Source organism: Bradyrhizobium sp. SZCCHNS3002 (genome assembly GCF_032377435.1).
Classification (GTDB): Bacteria; Pseudomonadota; Alphaproteobacteria; order Rhizobiales; family Xanthobacteraceae; genus Bradyrhizobium.
Window position 1 is genome coordinate 67,339 of the sequence record NZ_JAUHHY010000016.1, and the last position, 16,233, is coordinate 83,571.

Sequence of the window (16,233 nt, forward strand, 5' to 3'; positions counted from 1 at the left end):
CAATGACGACGAATCTGAAGGGCAAGACCGCGGTCGTGACCGGCTCGACCAGCGGCATCGGGCTGGCCTATGCACGCGCCTTCGCCTCCGCCGGCGCCAACATCGTGCTCAACGGCTTCGGCGCGCCTGCCGATATCGAGAAGGAGCGGGCGGCGATCGAGAGCGACTACAAGGTCAAGGCCGTGCACTCGCCGGCGGACATGAGCAAGCCGGCCGAGATCGCCGGCATGATCGCGCTCGGCGAGACCACGTTCGGCGCGGTCGACATCCTCGTCAACAATGCCGGCATCCAGTTCGTCTCGCCGGTCGAGGACTTCCCGCCGGAGAAGTGGGAGCAGATCATCGCGATCAACCTATCCTCCGCGTTCTACGGCATCCGCGCCGCGGTGCCCGGCATGAAGAAGCGCGGCTGGGGCCGCATCATCAACACGGCGTCGGCGCATTCGCTGGTCGCCTCGCCGTTCAAGTCGGCCTATGTCTCGGCCAAGCACGGCATTGCCGGCCTGACCAAGACCGTGGCGCTCGAGCTCGCGACCTTCAAGATCACCTGCAACTGCATCTCGCCGGGCTATGTGTGGACGCCGCTGGTCGAGAAGCAGATTCCGGACACGATGAAGGCGCGCAACCTCACCAAGGAGCAGGTCATCAACGACGTGCTGCTGGCGGCGCAGCCGACCAAGGAGTTCGTGACATCCGAGCAGGTCGCGGCGCTGGCGCTGTTCCTGTGCGGTGACGATGCGGCGCAGATCACCGGCACCAATCTCTCGATCGACGGCGGCTGGACCGCGGCTTGATCGCTGCGCAAGCGCCGGACAAAGCGCCAGTTTCGCGCCGAGGCGGGTTTCGCTTCGGCGCGGTCCGTTCTACAAGCGTGCTTCTCTTGGACGCACGCCCACGGACCTCACCTTGCTGACCACCATCATCGGCCTCGGCGCCGCCACCTGCACCACATGCTCGTTCCTGCCGCAGGTCATCAAGGCCTGGCGCTCGCGCTCGACCCATGACATCTCGATGGGCATGTTCGTGCTGCAGACCACCGGCAACTCGATGTGGCTGCTGTACGGCGCGCTGATCAGCGATCTGCCGCTGGTCGTCGCCAACGCCATCACGCTCGGCCTGGTGGCGGCGATCCTCGGCTTGAAGCTGCGCTACGGCTAGCGGGACGCCAGCCGATCAGCTACGGCGCGCGAACACGTTCGGTGTGGTGGAGGCGACGCTCTGGCCCGGAGGCAGCACGACCACGGTCGAGCCGAGCTGGACGTGGGTGTAGAGGTCGGCGACGTCGGTGTTGGTCATGCGGATGCAGCCCGACGAGATCGCCTGGCCGATATATTCGGGCTGGTTGGTGCCGTGGATGCGGTACAGGGTGTCCTTGTTGCCCTCGTACAGATAGATCGCGCGGGCGCCGAGCGGATTCGCCGGGCCGCCGGCGACGCGCTTGGGATACGGCCCGAGGCGCGCCTGGATGTCGGCGGTCGGAACCCAGTCCGGCCATTCGGCGAGCTTGCCGACCGTGGCGACGCCGGAGAACGCCATCGCCTCCTCGCCGACGGCGACGCCGTAGCGGATCGCCTTGCGGTCCGGCAGAACGTAGTACAGGAAGCGCGCATCGGTATCGACGACGATCGTGCCCGGCTGCTCCTGCCTTGTGTAGTCGACGATGTGCCGCTGGAACTGTTGCGGGATCTGCGCCTCGGCATAAGGCGCGCGCGACAGCAACTGGCGGTCGCGCGGCGTCAACGCCGCGTCCGACGTCGGCGACAGCGTCGCTTCCATGCAGCCGGCCAGCATCACGGTTCCGGCCAGCGAGAGTGCGACCCCCAGTCTCGACATCTCATTCTCCCCCAGCGCGCGATCAAATCATGTGCCTGGAGGATCGCGCCAATATCAAGGCGTTGCACCCAACACTTGCGTGATCGTCGCGCGCGGCGCGCTGCGCTCGCAGTTCCGACAAGACGAGGACAAGATGACGCAACAGATGCGTCAACATGGTTTCCTCAAGATGCCTTGCCGAAGGCGAGGACATGCAGCCCCAACCGCTGCTTGACGATCCGGAACAGCAGCACGGTCTCGAAGGCCAGCGACAGCGAGGTCGCCGCCGCGGCGCCGTGGCCGCCGAACTGCGGCACCAGCAGAATGCAGAGCACGAGGTTCATGACGAAGGCCGCCGCATAGGCCATGGCGCAGGCGCGCTGCTGGCCCAGCATGTTCAAGAGCCGCTCGACCGGCCCGATCGCGGCGCGCACGACGAGGCCGATCGCGGCGATGAACATGATGTCGTAGCCGGCGGTGAACTGCGCGCCGAACAGAAACAGCAGCGGCTTGCCGAGCGCGAGCAGCACCAGCGTCGCCGCGAGCGACGGCCAGAACGTCCACTTGATGGCATGCGCGACATAGGCCGACAGCCGCACCTTGTCGCCGAGCGCGTGATATTCGGCGAAGCGATGCGCCGTCGTCGCCGACATCGCGTAGTGGATGAACGACACCAGCGCGAGCGTCTTCACCACCGCGAAATAGATGCCGACCTCCTCGGAAGAGCGGAACTGCTGCAGCACCAGCACGTCGGTGTAGGACAGCAGCAGATAGAAGCTCTCGACCAGGAGGATCGGCAGCGAGATCGCGAGCCAGCCGCGCAGATCATATTGCTTCGGTCCCGGTTCGATGTGGAGGCGGAGCCTGTCGTTCAGCACCAGCATCTGGCCGAGCATCGCGAGCCACACCGCGGCCGCGCTCGCGGCCATCGCCGCGGTGGCGCCGAGATCGAGACCGAGCACGACGGCGCCGGCGGTGAAGCCGATGATCAGCGTCTGGCGGATGATGAATTGCGGCATCAGCCCGAGCGTCATCCAGTCGTGCGAGCGGGCGATGCCGTCCTGGGTGTTGGCGACGACGAAGGCGGGCAGGGTGAGACAGCCGATATAGAGCGGCATGCGCTCGCCGGCGTCGATCCAGGGCGACAGCAGCGCGACCAGGCCGGCGAGCAGCAGCGCGGCAGCCGTGGAGGTCGCCAAGGTCAGCCAGCGTCCGCCGGAGAGGAAGCCGCGCAGCAGCGCCTGCTGGCCCGAGGTGCGGTAGTCCGGAATGATCTTCTGCGCCGAGGAGGCGATGCCGACATCGAGCATGCTGCCGAGCAGCAGCACCCAGGTCCAGACATAGACGTAGGTGCCGTAGTCCGAGCCGCCCATCCAGCGCGCGAGCAGGATCTGGCTGAGATAGGCCAGGCCGGCGCTGAGCACGCGGATAAGGAAGATGGTGCCGGCGAGGCGGCGCGTCAGCGAAGCCTCGCCGCTGCCGCCGAGCGCGGCCAAGCGCGCCTTCAGGCGGGCCGCGAGGCCGGTCGGTGCGGGGTCATTGCGGGCATCCATCACGGCCACGGCGGGGGTCCGGCTCCACGGCCGCGCGGATGGCGGCGATGGTCCTCCCTATCAACGCAACGTTAAGATTGAGTTGGACCGGCGCCGCGTCGGTCGCGCGGCGCACCAGCCGTCACGGCAGAGTGAAATTGAACTCGTAAGACTTGTCGGGGCCGACCAGCGTGAATTTCAGCGCCGCGCCGTCCGGCTTCACGCCCGGCGGAACGCCGTCGAGCTCGAAGGCGAAGCGCTTGATGCCCGGCATGCCGCTGTCGCGCGCGGTCGGGATCGGCAGCGCCCAGTCGGGCGTCGGACCCTCGACATAGAGCTGGACGCTGCGCGGATCGGCGACGGCGACGTCGACGACGACGTCCTTCTGGCCGTCGCGCTTGACGTCGCGGATCGTCAAGGGATTGGCATCGCCGACAGTGGCCGGCTTCGGCACCGTGTCGAGGGCCGCCGAGAGCGTCGTATCTTCGGTGCTGGCGACGCTGGTGAAGGCGAGCTCGGCCTTTGCCTCGACGGGAATGCAGATCTTCTCGCAAACCGCGTAGCTGATGTCGGCGCGCAGGGTCATCGGCTTGTCGGGGTTCTTGGCGACGATGCGCAGCGGCAGCACGACCTGATCATGATAGCCGAGCGAGTGTCCACCGGCGCCGTCATCGAACTTTGTCGGCGCGGGCCACAGAACCGTCACCGCTTCGACGTTCTCCGACTTGGAAAAGTCGAACCGTGGCGGCACGCCGGAATCGCCGGGCGTCCGCCAATAGGTCTTCCATCCCGGCTGCAGCGCAAGGGCGATGCCGCCCAGCATGACCGGACCGCTGCGCGAGCCCGCGAGCAGGCGCACCGCGGAGTGGCTGTCGCGCTGCCAGGGCGAGGAATCCTGCGCCTGCGCGCCGAACGCAAGGCAGGATGATACGACGGTCGCGACCAGCAGTGTGGCAGAGTGGTGAGGAACCAAGGCGGACATGAGACGTCTTTAGAGTGCGGTTCGGGCGCAAACCATTGAAATGCTTGTGAGCAGATTTCCTCGCGAGGACCTGAACCTTGATTGACAGATGCGCATCCCAATATCAGGATATCGATGATCATGAGAGTCCTTGCGGATGAATCCTGAGGCAAAAAGGCTGGGCGACATTCGCCGCAAAGTGACGGGGATCGGGGATCACACCTCTCACGGTGGTTACCTCGACGGCCAGCTGCTGGTTGCAATGCCCGTGATGGGCGATTCCCGGTTCGAGCGCTCGGTGATCTATCTCTGCGCGCACTCGGCCGAGGGCGCCATGGGTATCATGGTGAACCGGCCGGCGGGCAGCATCGACTTCCCTCAGCTCCTGATGCAACTGAATATCATCGAGAAGAGCGATCAGATCAGCCTGCCCGACAGCGCCGAGACGATGAAGGTGCTGAGCGGCGGCCCTGTCGATACCGGCCGCGGCTTCGTGCTGCATTCGAGCGACTACTTCATCGCCAACGCGACCTTGAAGATCAACGACGGCGTCTGCCTGACGACGACCATCGACATCCTCAAGGCGATCGCCAAGGGCGACGGTCCAAAGCACGCGATCCTCGCGCTCGGCTATGCCGGCTGGCGCGCCGGCCAGTTGGAGGAAGAGATCCAGGACAATGGCTGGCTGCATTGCGACGCCGATCCGGAGCTGATCTTCGGCGACAATGTCGACGCCAAATACGATCTCGCGCTGCGCAAGATCGGCATCGATCCCGGCATGCTCTCCAACGCCGCGGGGCATGCGTAGAGGCGATCATCCTGCTGATGGTCCGGCGCGCGCCGGGATCGAAGAAGCGCGTTATCGAGGTATCGCCTGTTTCTCCAACCGTCATTGCGAGCGAAGCGAAGCAATCCAGAGTCCCGCCCGCGACTCTGGATTGCTTCGTCGCTTCGCTCCTCGCAATGACGGCATCTCTCACGACAGTGTGTGAAAGGGCGCTACTCCGCCGCCTGCTGCGCCACCGTCGGTTCGGTGCCGGCGACCGTGGCGCGGCGCATGTCGCGCGGCTGCGACTGGTCATAGCGGCGCACGCGGTGCATGGTCTGCCTGTTGTCCCACATGATCAGGTCGTGCAGCCGCCATTTGTGGACGTAGACGAACTCGGGCTGTGTCGCATGCTCGGTGAGGTCGCGCAGCAGCAGCCGGCCCTCCGGCATGCTCATGCCGATGATGGCGCCGGCATGCGATGACAGATAGAGCGACTTGCGGCCGTGCGCGGGATGCGTTCGCACCAGTCGCTGCCTGACCGGCTTGAACATCTCCTTCTCCTCGTCCGTGTAGTCGAGGAAGCCGAGCGCGCCGCGCGAATACATCAGCGAATGTTCGCAGACGAGATCCTCGATCTCGTCCCTGGTCTCCTGGTCGAGCGCGTCATAGGCGGCGCGCATGTCGGCGAATTCGGTGTTGCCGCCCTTCGGGTTCACGATGCGCGCGGAGAGAATCGAGTATTTCGCCGGGATCGGCCGGAACGAGCTGTCGGAGTGCCACAGGCAGTTGCCGAGATTGAACAGATGCGTGCGATGGTCCGGTGGCAGCGGCTTGCCATCCTTGCCGAGATTGGAGACGTCGTTGAGGCCAGTGGTTAGGCGGTAGTCTTCCTTCTTGGTGACGGTGCCGCCGCGCGCCTGCTCGCGCTCGCCGAAGCTGAGCGCAAAGCCGAGCTGCTGCGCGTCGGTGAGGTCCTGATCATGAAATACGAGAACGGCGTAGTGATCGATCGCGGCCTGCAGCTGCGCGACGTCGTCCCCGGCGAGAGGCTTGCGCAGATCGATACCGGACACTTCGCCGACGAAATGCGGGTGCAGCTGTCGGATGGCGATTGCCATGGTGTCCTCCTCGCGTCCTCATGAGGGCGGACTCCTGTCCGCTTCTTCTGATGGAGGCTACGCCGGCGATGTGCGAAGTCAACGCAAGGCGCGGAGCGCCGCGTGCACGGCTGTCATGCCGGGGCGGCAGACATCACGCATTGCGGGCCATCAGCCCGCCATCCACCGGGATCACCGCTCCGGTGAGGAACGAGGCGGCCGGCAGGCTCAGGCTCAAGGTCATGTGCGCCACTTCTTCGGGGTCACCATAGCGGCCAAGCGCGGTGCGGCGCCGCGCATAGACCGCCTTCTGCTCGTCCGGAATGCGCGCGGTCATGGCGGTCGTGATCGGTCCCGGACAGATGCAGTTGACGGTGATGCCATCGCGGCCGAGCTCGACCGCGAGCGCGCGCGTCAATCCGGTCACCCCGGCCTTTGCAGCCGAATAGGCGCTGTGCAGCGCAGTTGCGCCGAGCGCCTCGGTCGAGGCGATGTTGACGATGCGCGGGCTGTTCGAGCGGCGCAGATGTGGCAGCGCGGCACGGATGACGCGCTGCTGTGCCGTCAGCATGATCGCAAGCCCTCTTGTCCAGGCCTCGTCGTAGGCCGCGTCGTCGATCGCGACGCGCACCGAGATGCCGGCATTGTTGACGACGATGTCGAGCCCGCCGAAATGCGCCGCGGCCTCGCCAACGACGGCGCTGATGGCGTCGCGGTCGGCGAGGTCGAGCCGCCAGGCACGTGATGTTCCGCCGCAGGCCAGGATATCCGCCACCACCGCGCGGGCTCCGTCCTCATCGATATCGGTGACTGCGACCCTGGCGCCTTCATCTGCGAACACGTGCGCGGTCGCGCGCCCCATCCCCGACGCCGCGCCGGTGATCAGGACGGTCAATCCCTCGACCGAGCGGCTGAGTTGCCTGTGCTGGTGCATATTTGCGGCTCACGGAAAAATGCGCATCGCATGCTCGCCGTCGGGATTATCACTGATCGGACGCATTCGATAGGCACCGATCCAGCATGGCCGAATTCTCGTTGCTAGCGACGCGAAACAACAAACCGGAGTGATCATGGTGCTCTCCACGACCTTCATGCGCTTGGCATTGGTGATGGGACTCGTTGCGACCACGGCCGCGCGAGCCGAGAGCATCAACGCCGGCGATCGCAAGGCAAGCGCGGTGCGGCCGTTCGAGGCGCGGAGCGTTGCCGAGTTCGATACGCCCTGGGCCATCGCCTTCCTGCCCGACGGGCGGATGCTGGTCACGGAGAAGCCCGGCCGGATCTTTCTCGTCACGCAGGATGGGAAGAAGATCCAGATCGGCAACGTGCCTGCGGTCGCGGCGCGCGGACAGAACGGTCTCCTGGACATTGCGGTGTCGCCGAGCTTCGCGACGACGTCGCAGATCTATCTCACCTACACCGAGCCGAGCAGGGAGGGCAGCCGGCTCGTGCTGACCCGCGCAGTGCTGTCGCTCGCAAACGACAGCGCCGCGCTGACCGACCCCGTCGTCATCTGGCGCCAGACGCCGGCCGGCGGCGGCGGCCAGCCCGGCGGCATCATCGCGTTCGATCCGTCGGGAACGCATCTGTTCCTGACCATCGGCGACCGCATGCAGCCGAACAGCGCGCAGGATCCACGGCAGGCGCGCGGAAAAGTGCTCAGGCTCAATCTCGACGGCGCGACTCCGTCGGACAATCCCATGGCCGAGGACAAGGGCGTGCCGGCCCAGACGTGGACCAGCGGCCACCGCAATCCGTACGGGCTCGCCTTCGCATCAGATGGCAAGCTCTGGCTGCACGAGATGGGACCGCGCGGCGGCGACGAGCTGAACCTGATCGAGCCGGGCAAGAACTACGGCTGGCCGCTGGTGTCCAACGGCGACAACTACGACGGCACGCCGATCCCGCGGCATGCGACGCGGCCCGACCTCGCGCCGCCGGCGCTGTATTGGGATCCCGTGATCGCGCCGGCCGGCCTCGTCTTCTATGATGGTCCGATGTTTCCGCAATGGAAGGGATCGGCATTGATTGGAGGCTTGCGGGCGCAGGCGCTGGTCCGCGTTGCCTTCCGGCCCGATGGTCAGCCTGACGAGGCCGAGCGCTGGGACATGGGCGAGCGTATCCGAGATGTCGCCGTGGCGCCGGATGGCGCTGTCTGGGTGATCGAGGACGATTCGCCCGGCCGCCTGCTGCGGCTGACGCCGATGAATTAGCTGCGCAGCAGCATTGATGCGAAAGGTGCCGATGCCGGTGTCGCCACAGCCGCGATGCCGTTGACAGGGCCTGCGCCGATCCCCACACCATCCGACAAACAACAATGGAAGGAGTGGGGAGATGAACGCACTCGATTTCACGGGACGTTCGGTGCTGGTGATCGGCGGATCGAGCGGCATCGGCAACGGCATCGCGCAGGCGTTTCGCGCGCAGGGCGCGCGCGTCGACATCAGCGGCACGCGGGCGAGCGCTGCCGATTATGCCGAAGGAGAGGGCTCCGATCTCGCAGGGGTGAACTACCATCAGCTCGATGTGAGCGATCCCGGCGCGATCGAAAGCTTCGCGCCGCGGCTCGATCGGCTCGATGTGCTGGTGCTGGCGCAGGGCGCGGTGTTGTACCGCCGCGGCGAATTCGCCATGGAGGGCTTCCGCAAGGTGGTCGAGGTCAACCTCATCAGCCTGATGGCCTGTGCGACGAAATTTCACGGCCTGCTGCGCGATGCCAGGGGCGCGCTCATCATCGTCTCGTCGACTGCGGCCTATCATTCGACCATGGGCAATCCGGCCTACAACGCCTCGAAGACCGGCGCGATGGGATTGACGCGAACCCTGGCTGAGGCGTGGGCGGAAGACGGCATCCGCGTCAACGGGATCGCGCCCGGGCTCGTCGACACCAAGATGACCAAAGTGACGACCGCCAATCCGAAGCGCCTCGAGGGCGCGCTGCAGCGCATCCCGCTGCGGCGGCTGGGGACGCCGCAGGACATGGCCGGTGCGGCGCTGTTCCTGGCCTCGCCACTGTCGTCCTACATCATCGGCCAGACCCTCGTCGTCGACGGCGGCCTGATTTTGTAGTCGTTCGGAACCTGCGCCGCGCTGGCCGGTTAGCAGGCCAGCAATCCCGCACAGTGCAGAGAAGGAGAGCGGCAATGGATCAGGATCGGCTGACCGGTACGGCCAAGGATGTCGCAGGCAAGATCGAGGGCGGCGTCGGCGAGATGTTGGGCGACAAGAGCACGCAGGCCTCGGGCCGTGCACGCGAGGCCGCGGGCGTCGTGCAGAACATGTATGGCCAGGCCAAGGACGCGGCGCGCGAGGCCGGCGATGCGGCGATGGATTTCGCCAAGGATAAATTCGGTAACGGCTCCGAGACGCTGCGTGACGGCACGCAGGCCCTGACCAAGCGGGTTCAGGACAATCCGATGGGCGCGCTCCTGGTCGCCGGCGGCATCGGCTTCCTGCTGGCGATGCTGATGCGCTCGCCGAGTCGGCCGCAGCCGCCGCAGCGCTGGCGCTACTGAATCCGTAAGTCCCCCTGACGATCAGATGACAATCGGCCCGCATTCGCCGCGAATGCGGGCCGATCTTGTTGTGGGCATTTCGTTTCGGACGATCGCGTCGATCACCCCTGGCGCTCAGGCGCGGCCACGATCAGCGTCCCTGGGACTCCAGCGCTGCCGCCGAGCGGCCGACCGATGCTGGCGGCCGCGGCGGCACGTTCGGATTGCGCGCGGCAGGGGGCCGTGCCGGCTGCTGAGGCGCGCCGAAGCCGAAGAATTCACGGACGCCCTGACCTGGCTGATTCGGCTGCTGTGCCTGGGCTGGCGGCTGCTGGCCGGGGGCCGTCGGCGCGGTCAGCCGCTTCTGTCTCGGTGGCGCCGGTGTCGGCGCGGCCGGCGTTGCTTCCGCCGGCGTGGTCGCTGCCATCGGCGCTTCGGGCCGGGTCAGCTCCTTCGGCGGCTCCTTGGCCTGTTCGCGGCCGACCTCGCGGCGGGGCCAGACGAAATCGTCGGCGCGGCCGGCCGGCGGGCTCAGGGCCTCGCCCTTGACCAGGGTTCGGGCCGCCAGCGCGTCGACCGCCGCAGGTCGGGAGCCGGGGCCGCCCAGCAACTGGTCGGTGCCGACGGATGACGCCACCAGCGGCAGGATCGGGCCGGCGACCGGCCGCGGCGCCGGCTGGCCGGGCACGGCATTGGCGTCCGGCGTCGCCGGCTCGTTTGGCAGCTCGAGCGGCGCAGAACGGGCCGCGAGCAGCCGGTTGATCTCTCGCTCGGCATAGTGGGCGAGCTTGCGCGCGCCCGGCTTGGTGAAATAGACGCCGTCATAGGAGCGCAACTGGCGGATCTGGCCCTCGAAGTCCGGGCCCTTCTGCAGGAAGCGGCCGGACTCGTCGACGAAGCCGTCCCAGACATCGACATAGGTGATGCCGGCCTTGCCGGCGGCATCGCGATACAGCGAGTCGAGGAACAGCGTGTCCGCGGTGCCCTTGGGACCGCGAACCGCGGGCAGGCCGACCCAGAGCACGGGCACGCCCTTGCTCTTGGCGATCGCGATCATCTCCTCGATCTTCTTCGCATACAGCTCGACCCAGCGCTCGTCCCGGAACTCATAGAGGCCGCCCGGCGAGCGGGCGGCCTTCTCCGGTGCCGCGACCGCGGGCGTGTCGTTGTCGACCTCGTCCTGCGGCAGATCGGTATCGGCAGCCTTGTCGTCGGGCTTGGCCGCCGTGTCGGCCTTGCCGTCCGGCTTGGCTTCGCCCGGCTTGGCCTCACCGGGCTTTGTCTCGCCGGGCTTGCCCTTGGCATCCTTCTTGGCCTTGTCGCCCTTCTTGTCGTCCGGCTTCTCGGTCTTCTCCACCGCAGGCTCGCGCAGCGAGATGCGGTCGTTGAGGCCGAGCATGATGACGATGGCGTCGGCGCGCTCGGTCGCCAGGATGCCCTTGGCGGCGGCGGCCCAGTCGGCCGGCTCGCCCCTGGGCTGGTACTTGATGAGGCCCGACGTGGTCCTGATCCTGCGGGTCACGCCCATGTCGGGCTGCTCGGCATAGGCCTCTTCCAGGCCATAGGCGAGCCAGTCGGCCATGGCGTCGCCCAGCACCAGCACGTAGCGGTCCGGGGCGCCGTCACGCTTTTCCGGCGGCGGCGCCTTGGAATAGTCCTGGATCACCCGCTTGGGCTGTTGCTGCGGGAACGGAGCGAAGAAGTCGCCGCCGAACCAGCCTCCGCCACCTCCACCGCCGCGCGGGGCCGGGCGGGGCGAAGCGAACGGGTTGAAGTTGAAGAACTGGGCCGAGGCGGGGCCGGCGATGCCGACGAGCATGGCGATGACGACCGCCAGCACGACCAGCGGGCCGGGCTCGTTCAACAGCTTGAGGATGGACTTCAGCTTTGACATGCGCACCCGTCGCGCGGCGTGATCGTGACGATCCATATAATAGGACGCGAATCAGGCCGCAAACGGGCATTCACCGGATGGTGTTGACGGCGCGCCGGTAATCACCCCAGAAGGTTACCGGCAGGGCAGATTGGGCTGCGATCAGCGCGCCCGCAGCCGTTCGAGCACGTCCGAGGTGGCAAATCCGTCCGCCGGCGCCCCGATCGAGGCCTGGAAGTTCCGCAGCGCCTCGCGCGTCTGGCCACCGAACTGGCCGTCCGGCGTTCCGCGGTAAAATCCGCGCTCGGCGAGCAATTGCTGCAGCTCGAGCCGTTCGCCGCGCGACAGCGTTCGCTCCTCGCGCGGCCAGGCCTGAACGAACGGCGGCGCGCCGCGCAGGCGGTCAGCGAAGTGTCCGATCGCCAGCGCATAGGCTTCCGCAGGGTTGTATTTCATGATGACGCGGAAGTTCTGCAGCATCAGGAAGCCGGGGCCCTGGGCGCCGGCCGGCGCCAGCAGATAGGCCTTTTCGGCGCTAGTCGGGAACGGCTGACCATTGGCCCGTCGCAGGCCGAGCTGTTCCCACTGGCGGAAGCTCATGCTCTTGGCGCGGTCGGCGAGCATGTAGTTGAAGCCCTGGGGCACCACGACCTCGTAGCCCCAGCTCTGGCCGCTCTGCCAGCCGTCCTTCTTCAGATTGTTGGCGGTCGAGGCGATCAGGTCGGCCGGATTGTCGACGACGTCGCGGCGGCCATCACCATCGGCATCGACGGCGAAGCGCTTGAACGCGGTCGGCATGAACTGGGTCGGGCCGAAGGCGCCTGCCCAGGAGCCGCGCAGCTGCTCGGGGCGCAGATCGCCGCGATTGAGGATTTCCAGGGCGGAGAGGAACTCATCCTTGAAATAGGCCTGGCGGCGGCCGATGCAGGCGAGCGTCGCGGTCGACTGCAGCACGCTGCGGTCACCGATCTGGGTCGAGTAGTTGGACTCGATGCCCCAGATCGAGGCGACGATGTAACGGTCGACGCCGTAGGCACGCTCGGCCGCATCGAACTGCGGCTTGTACTTCGCCAGCACCTCGCGGCCCTTCGCCAGCCGGTTGTCGTTCACCAGGATGTCGAGATAGTCCCAGATCGATTTGGTGAATTCGGGCTGCGCGTCGAGCAGGTCCATGATGCGCAGGTCCGGCGACAGGCCGGCGGTAAAGCGCTGGAAATTGTCCTGCGTGATGTTGCGCCTTGCGGCATCTGGCCACATGCCGGCGACGCAATTGTCGAAATTGCCGGCGGCCTCGCGGATCGCCGCCGCCGTCATCAGCGGATGGCCGGAGGCGCCGTCCTCGCCGCTCCACGGCTGCGGCCCGCCGGCGGCAGGGGGCTGGTTGGGGGCGGGGTTGCCCTTGGTCAAGGTGCCCGTGAACAGGCCGTCGAGAAAGTTCAGCGGCCCGCCGCCGGATTGCGCGACAGCGGAACCGGACACCACCGTCAACGCCGTGACCAGAACCGCCGCGCCGGCACCCGCCTTCAGAGCTGTCAGCATCACGTTCCGTCGCATCATGTCTCGATCCAGATCGCATGGAAGATCGGCCTCCACGAGGCCCGGTCCTGCTTAACGGGAGATTAACAAGGTTAACGATTTCCGCAGCGAAATTTAGCCGTTCGGTCCATGTCGAGCGGGACACCGGACCAACATCCGCCTTTGTTCTCGGCTGCAAACGAGCTACCTAAAATGCGATCGATTTCGCATTCATATCGCCACAAGGTCTAGTCATCCCCATGAAGATCCGCAAAGCCGTTTTTCCGGTCGCCGGTCTCGGCACCCGCGTCCTTCCCGCCACCAAGGCGATGCCGAAGGAAATGCTGACGATCGTCGACAAGCCGCTCATCCAATACGTCTTCGATGAAGCCAAGGAGGCGGGCATCGAGCATTTCGTGTTCGTGACCGGGCGAAACAAGACCGCGATCGAGGATCATTTCGACCGCATGTACGAGCTCGACGCGACGCTCGCGGCGCGCGGCAAGAAGACCGAGATGGAAATCCTGGCGCGCGACCAGCCGGAGGCCGGCGCCGTCAGCTTCACCCGCCAGCAGGCCCCGCTCGGGCTCGGCCATGCCGTGTGGTGCGCGCGCGACATCGTCGGCGACGAGCCGTTCGCGGTGGTGCTGCCGGACGAACTGGTGCTGAACGCGCCGGGGTGCCTGGCGCAGATGATCGCCGCCGCGAACAAGCTGCCCGAGAAGAGCAATGTGCTCGCGGTGCAGGAGGTGCCGGCCGACCAGACCCATCAATACGGCATCTGCGGCGTCGGCAAGCGTGACGGCAAGATCTTCGAGGTCGACGGCATGGTCGAGAAGCCGGCCAAGGGCACCGCGCCGTCGAACTTCTCGATCACCGGCCGCTACATCCTGCAGCCGGAGATCTTCAAGATCCTGGCGACGCAGGAGCGCGGCGCCGGCGGCGAGATCCAGCTCACCGACGCGATGATCGGGTTGTCCAAGACGCAGAAATTCTACGGCGTGGATTTCGACGGCGAGCGGCACGATTGCGGCTCGAAGTCCGGCTTCCTGAAGGCCAACATCGCCTTCGCCATGGCGCGACCCGACCTGCGCGATGGCCTGCGCGAGGACATGAAGCGCTATCTCGACGGCAAGGGCTGAGGCCCAGCCGACGAGAAATGCCGCGCCTTCGAGACAGTTGGTGGCATCACGCCGCCAGCGAGGCCGCGGGTGACGGGTTATGCACCGCTGCGCTGGCGCAGCGGTTGCGGCCTGCGGCCTTGGCCATGTAGAGGGCGCGGTCGGCGGCATTGAGCAGGCCGGTCCAATCCGTGTCGCGCGACGGCGTGACACTGGCGGCACCGATGCTGATCGAGGTGGTGCACGCCTCTCCCGCCCACAGCTTGACCTTGCTGCGGATCGTCTCCGCGACGCGCAGCGCATCCGCTTCCGAGGTCCCCGGCAGCAGCACCGCGAACTCCTCGCCGCCATAGCGCGCGGCGCAATCGCCGGCGCGCCGCACCGAATCGGAAATGCACACGGCAATGCCGACCAGCACCTGGTCGCCGGCCTGGTGCCCGTGGGTGTCGTTGTAGCTCTTGAAGTGATCGGCATCGATCATCAAGAGCCCCAGCGGCGCGCCGGCGCGCTGCGCCCGCCGCCATTCGAGCTCGATGGTCTCGTCGAACTTGCGCCGATTCTTCAGGCCGGTCAGTGGATCCGTGGTGGCAAGCTGCTCCAGCCTGGATTCGACCTTCGCCCGGAGCTGGATCTCGCGCGCGGCGACCTGCGTCGCAGCCAGCACGAACACGATCAGCGCCAGCATCATCGCGCCGATCTGCGCAGCTTCGTTGCGCCAATAGGCGAAGACGCTGTCCCACGACTTGCTGGCGATCACGACCAGCGGCTCGGTGCCGTTGCGCCAGACCAGGAGCCGCGGCAGATCGTCGAGCGCGCCATGGCTGCTCGACCAGCCGGCCGGCTCGGTGAGCGCGCGGGTCACGGCCGGCGCCCGCGCCAGGTTGCGTCCGATCGCGGCAGGATCGAACGGCGCGCCGACGATGACGGTGCCGTCGCGCCGGAGCACGGTGATGTTGTCGCCCGTTCCGAGCGTGAGCCGCGCGAACAGGTCGCGGAAATAGCCGAGGCGGATCGAGCCGGCGACGACGCCGGCGAAGCGTCCGTCCGGCGTCGAGATGCGGCGACTGAGAACGATGGAATATTGGCCATGATGCTGGGCGGGCCGCCCGACATAGAGCCCGGTGTCGGGCCCGTCGCGATGCACCTGGAAGAAATCGGCGTCGCTGCGGTCCTCCGGCAGCGGGTCGAGCGTCGACGATTCGAGCGACAGCCGCCCGCGGGCGTCAAAGACCTGGATGATGCCGAAATTCTTCGCGGTCGACGAACGGTCGAACAGGATCAATTGGCGGACCGGCTTGCTGACCTCGTTGATTTCGGGCAGCAACATGTTGCTGGCCACGGCCCGCAGCGAGAGATCGTAGAGCTCGACGTTGCGGCTGATGTCGGCGCCGATGCTGGCGGCCATGTTCTCCAGCGCCTGCCGGGCGCGGACCTCCTCGCTCCGGCGCAGGTCGATCATGACGCTGGCGCAGATGGCGGAGAAACCGATGATGGTCGAGATGGAGCAGGTGATCAGCGTGCGCGCCGAGAGCCGCCAAGGCTGCGTCGCCCGGCCCGTTCGGCGTGTCCAGCGCATCGGCTCGTCCCGTCCCCGTGAAACCCCGTCCGTAGACTGACGGATCAGGCCGAAGTAACGCATGTTAGGTTAACGAGCGGTTGCGTTCGCTGCGCCTGTCGTCAAGGCGGCCGCACACGCGCTGGTATGAGGGAGTCGAGACTTGCCGGACTATGATGCGCTTCGAGATTATCTGAAGCGGCAGACCCGCCCCGAACTGGTGCTCAGCCTCGAGGAGATCGAGGAGATGATCGGCGACGGCCTGCCGCGCGCGGCGCAGCGCGCCTCGTGGTGGGACAGCCTGAGGAGTCCGCAGGAGAAGATGCCGCAGCGCGAGGCCTGCCTGGCGGCGGGGTATGTCGCGACCCGGCTGCCCGACGGCAAGGGTGTCCGCTTCCGCAAGCTGAAGCCGGAGCGCTGAGCTGCATCATGTCCGCGACAATTGGCCTGCATCCTGCTTTCCGGGCGGTACTGCAGTGTGGTTGAGCTTTCAGGGCGCGATCG

Annotated in this window: 16 protein-coding genes; 8 read left to right on the forward strand and 8 right to left on the reverse strand. The window is 66.8% G+C overall.

Annotation, left to right across the window (positions count from 1 at the left end; all coding sequences use genetic code 11):
* Positions 1–2: 2 nt before the first annotated feature.
* Together QW845_RS28030 and QW845_RS28035 are read left to right on the forward strand one after the other, a co-directional pair.
* Positions 3–794 carry a 3-hydroxybutyrate dehydrogenase gene (locus QW845_RS28030; protein ID WP_315804742.1) on the forward strand — a complete coding sequence of 264 codons (792 nt, stop codon included), beginning with the start codon at positions 3–5 and terminating at the stop codon, positions 792–794.
* A 112-nt stretch (positions 795–906) separates the two neighbouring features.
* Complete coding sequence (locus QW845_RS28035; RefSeq protein ID WP_006614646.1) at positions 907–1,158, forward strand: SemiSWEET transporter; 252 nt, start codon at positions 907–909, stop codon at positions 1,156–1,158.
* 15 nt (positions 1,159–1,173) lie between these two features.
* Here QW845_RS28035 and QW845_RS28040 read toward each other — a convergent pair whose 3' ends face one another.
* From QW845_RS28040 to QW845_RS28050, 3 genes are all read right to left on the reverse strand, one after another.
* Positions 1,174–1,833, reverse strand: coding sequence for a L,D-transpeptidase (locus QW845_RS28040; RefSeq protein ID WP_315804743.1), 660 nt, complete (start codon positions 1,831–1,833; stop codon positions 1,174–1,176).
* Between the two features lie 164 nt (positions 1,834–1,997).
* Positions 1,998–3,374 carry a lipopolysaccharide biosynthesis protein gene (locus tag QW845_RS28045; RefSeq protein ID WP_315804744.1) on the reverse strand — a complete coding sequence of 459 codons (1,377 nt, stop codon included), beginning with the start codon at positions 3,372–3,374 and terminating at the stop codon, positions 1,998–2,000.
* A 112-nt stretch (positions 3,375–3,486) separates the two neighbouring features.
* Positions 3,487–4,326, reverse strand: coding sequence for a protein-disulfide reductase DsbD domain-containing protein (locus tag QW845_RS28050; RefSeq protein WP_315804745.1), 840 nt, complete (start codon positions 4,324–4,326; stop codon positions 3,487–3,489).
* Between the two features lie 136 nt (positions 4,327–4,462).
* On the opposite strand from QW845_RS28050, the gene QW845_RS28055 reads away from it, so the two are divergent.
* Entirely contained in the window at positions 4,463–5,113 is a 651-nt protein-coding gene (locus QW845_RS28055) for a YqgE/AlgH family protein (RefSeq protein ID WP_315713870.1), read from the forward strand.
* Positions 5,114–5,304: 191 nt separating this feature from the next.
* Here the strand turns inward: QW845_RS28055 and QW845_RS28060 are convergent, their stop codons facing one another.
* Positions 5,305–6,192, reverse strand: coding sequence for a TauD/TfdA family dioxygenase (locus tag QW845_RS28060; RefSeq protein ID WP_315804746.1), 888 nt, complete (start codon positions 6,190–6,192; stop codon positions 5,305–5,307).
* Positions 6,193–6,325: 133 nt separating this feature from the next.
* Positions 6,326–7,105, reverse strand: a complete 780-nt coding sequence (locus QW845_RS28065; RefSeq protein ID WP_315804747.1) for an SDR family NAD(P)-dependent oxidoreductase — start codon at positions 7,103–7,105, stop codon at positions 6,326–6,328.
* 136 nt (positions 7,106–7,241) lie between these two features.
* Here QW845_RS28065 and QW845_RS28070 point away from each other — a divergent pair, with 136 nt between their 5' ends.
* The 3 genes from QW845_RS28070 to QW845_RS28080 all read left to right on the forward strand — a co-directional run bounded on the left by QW845_RS28070 (position 7,242) and on the right by QW845_RS28080 (position 9,686).
* On the forward strand, positions 7,242–8,384 hold the full coding sequence (locus QW845_RS28070; protein ID WP_315804748.1) for a PQQ-dependent sugar dehydrogenase: 1,143 nt from the start codon (positions 7,242–7,244) through the stop codon (positions 8,382–8,384).
* Between the two features lie 121 nt (positions 8,385–8,505).
* Positions 8,506–9,240 carry an SDR family oxidoreductase gene (locus QW845_RS28075; protein ID WP_315804749.1) on the forward strand — a complete coding sequence of 245 codons (735 nt, stop codon included), beginning with the start codon at positions 8,506–8,508 and terminating at the stop codon, positions 9,238–9,240.
* Between the two features lie 74 nt (positions 9,241–9,314).
* Positions 9,315–9,686, forward strand: a complete 372-nt coding sequence (locus QW845_RS28080; protein ID WP_315804750.1) for a CsbD family protein — start codon at positions 9,315–9,317, stop codon at positions 9,684–9,686.
* A gap of 130 nt (positions 9,687–9,816) precedes the next feature.
* On the opposite strand, the gene QW845_RS28085 is transcribed toward QW845_RS28080, so the two are convergent.
* Together QW845_RS28085 and QW845_RS28090 are read right to left on the reverse strand one after the other, a co-directional pair.
* On the reverse strand, positions 9,817–11,559 hold the full coding sequence (locus QW845_RS28085) for a DUF459 domain-containing protein (protein ID WP_315804751.1): 1,743 nt from the start codon (positions 11,557–11,559) through the stop codon (positions 9,817–9,819).
* Between the two features lie 141 nt (positions 11,560–11,700).
* Positions 11,701–13,095, reverse strand: a complete 1,395-nt coding sequence (locus QW845_RS28090; RefSeq protein ID WP_315804752.1) for a lytic murein transglycosylase — start codon at positions 13,093–13,095, stop codon at positions 11,701–11,703.
* Positions 13,096–13,313: 218 nt separating this feature from the next.
* Here QW845_RS28090 and galU point away from each other — a divergent pair, with 218 nt between their 5' ends.
* Positions 13,314–14,195 carry a UTP--glucose-1-phosphate uridylyltransferase GalU gene (gene galU / locus QW845_RS28095; protein WP_315804753.1) on the forward strand — a complete coding sequence of 294 codons (882 nt, stop codon included), beginning with the start codon at positions 13,314–13,316 and terminating at the stop codon, positions 14,193–14,195.
* Positions 14,196–14,241: 46 nt separating this feature from the next.
* Here the strand turns inward: galU and QW845_RS28100 are convergent, their stop codons facing one another.
* Complete coding sequence (locus QW845_RS28100) at positions 14,242–15,750, reverse strand: sensor domain-containing diguanylate cyclase (protein ID WP_315804754.1); 1,509 nt, start codon at positions 15,748–15,750, stop codon at positions 14,242–14,244.
* A 142-nt stretch (positions 15,751–15,892) separates the two neighbouring features.
* On the opposite strand from QW845_RS28100, the gene QW845_RS28105 reads away from it, so the two are divergent.
* On the forward strand, positions 15,893–16,150 hold the full coding sequence (locus QW845_RS28105) for a hypothetical protein (protein ID WP_315804755.1): 258 nt from the start codon (positions 15,893–15,895) through the stop codon (positions 16,148–16,150).
* Positions 16,151–16,233 lie beyond the last annotated feature (83 nt).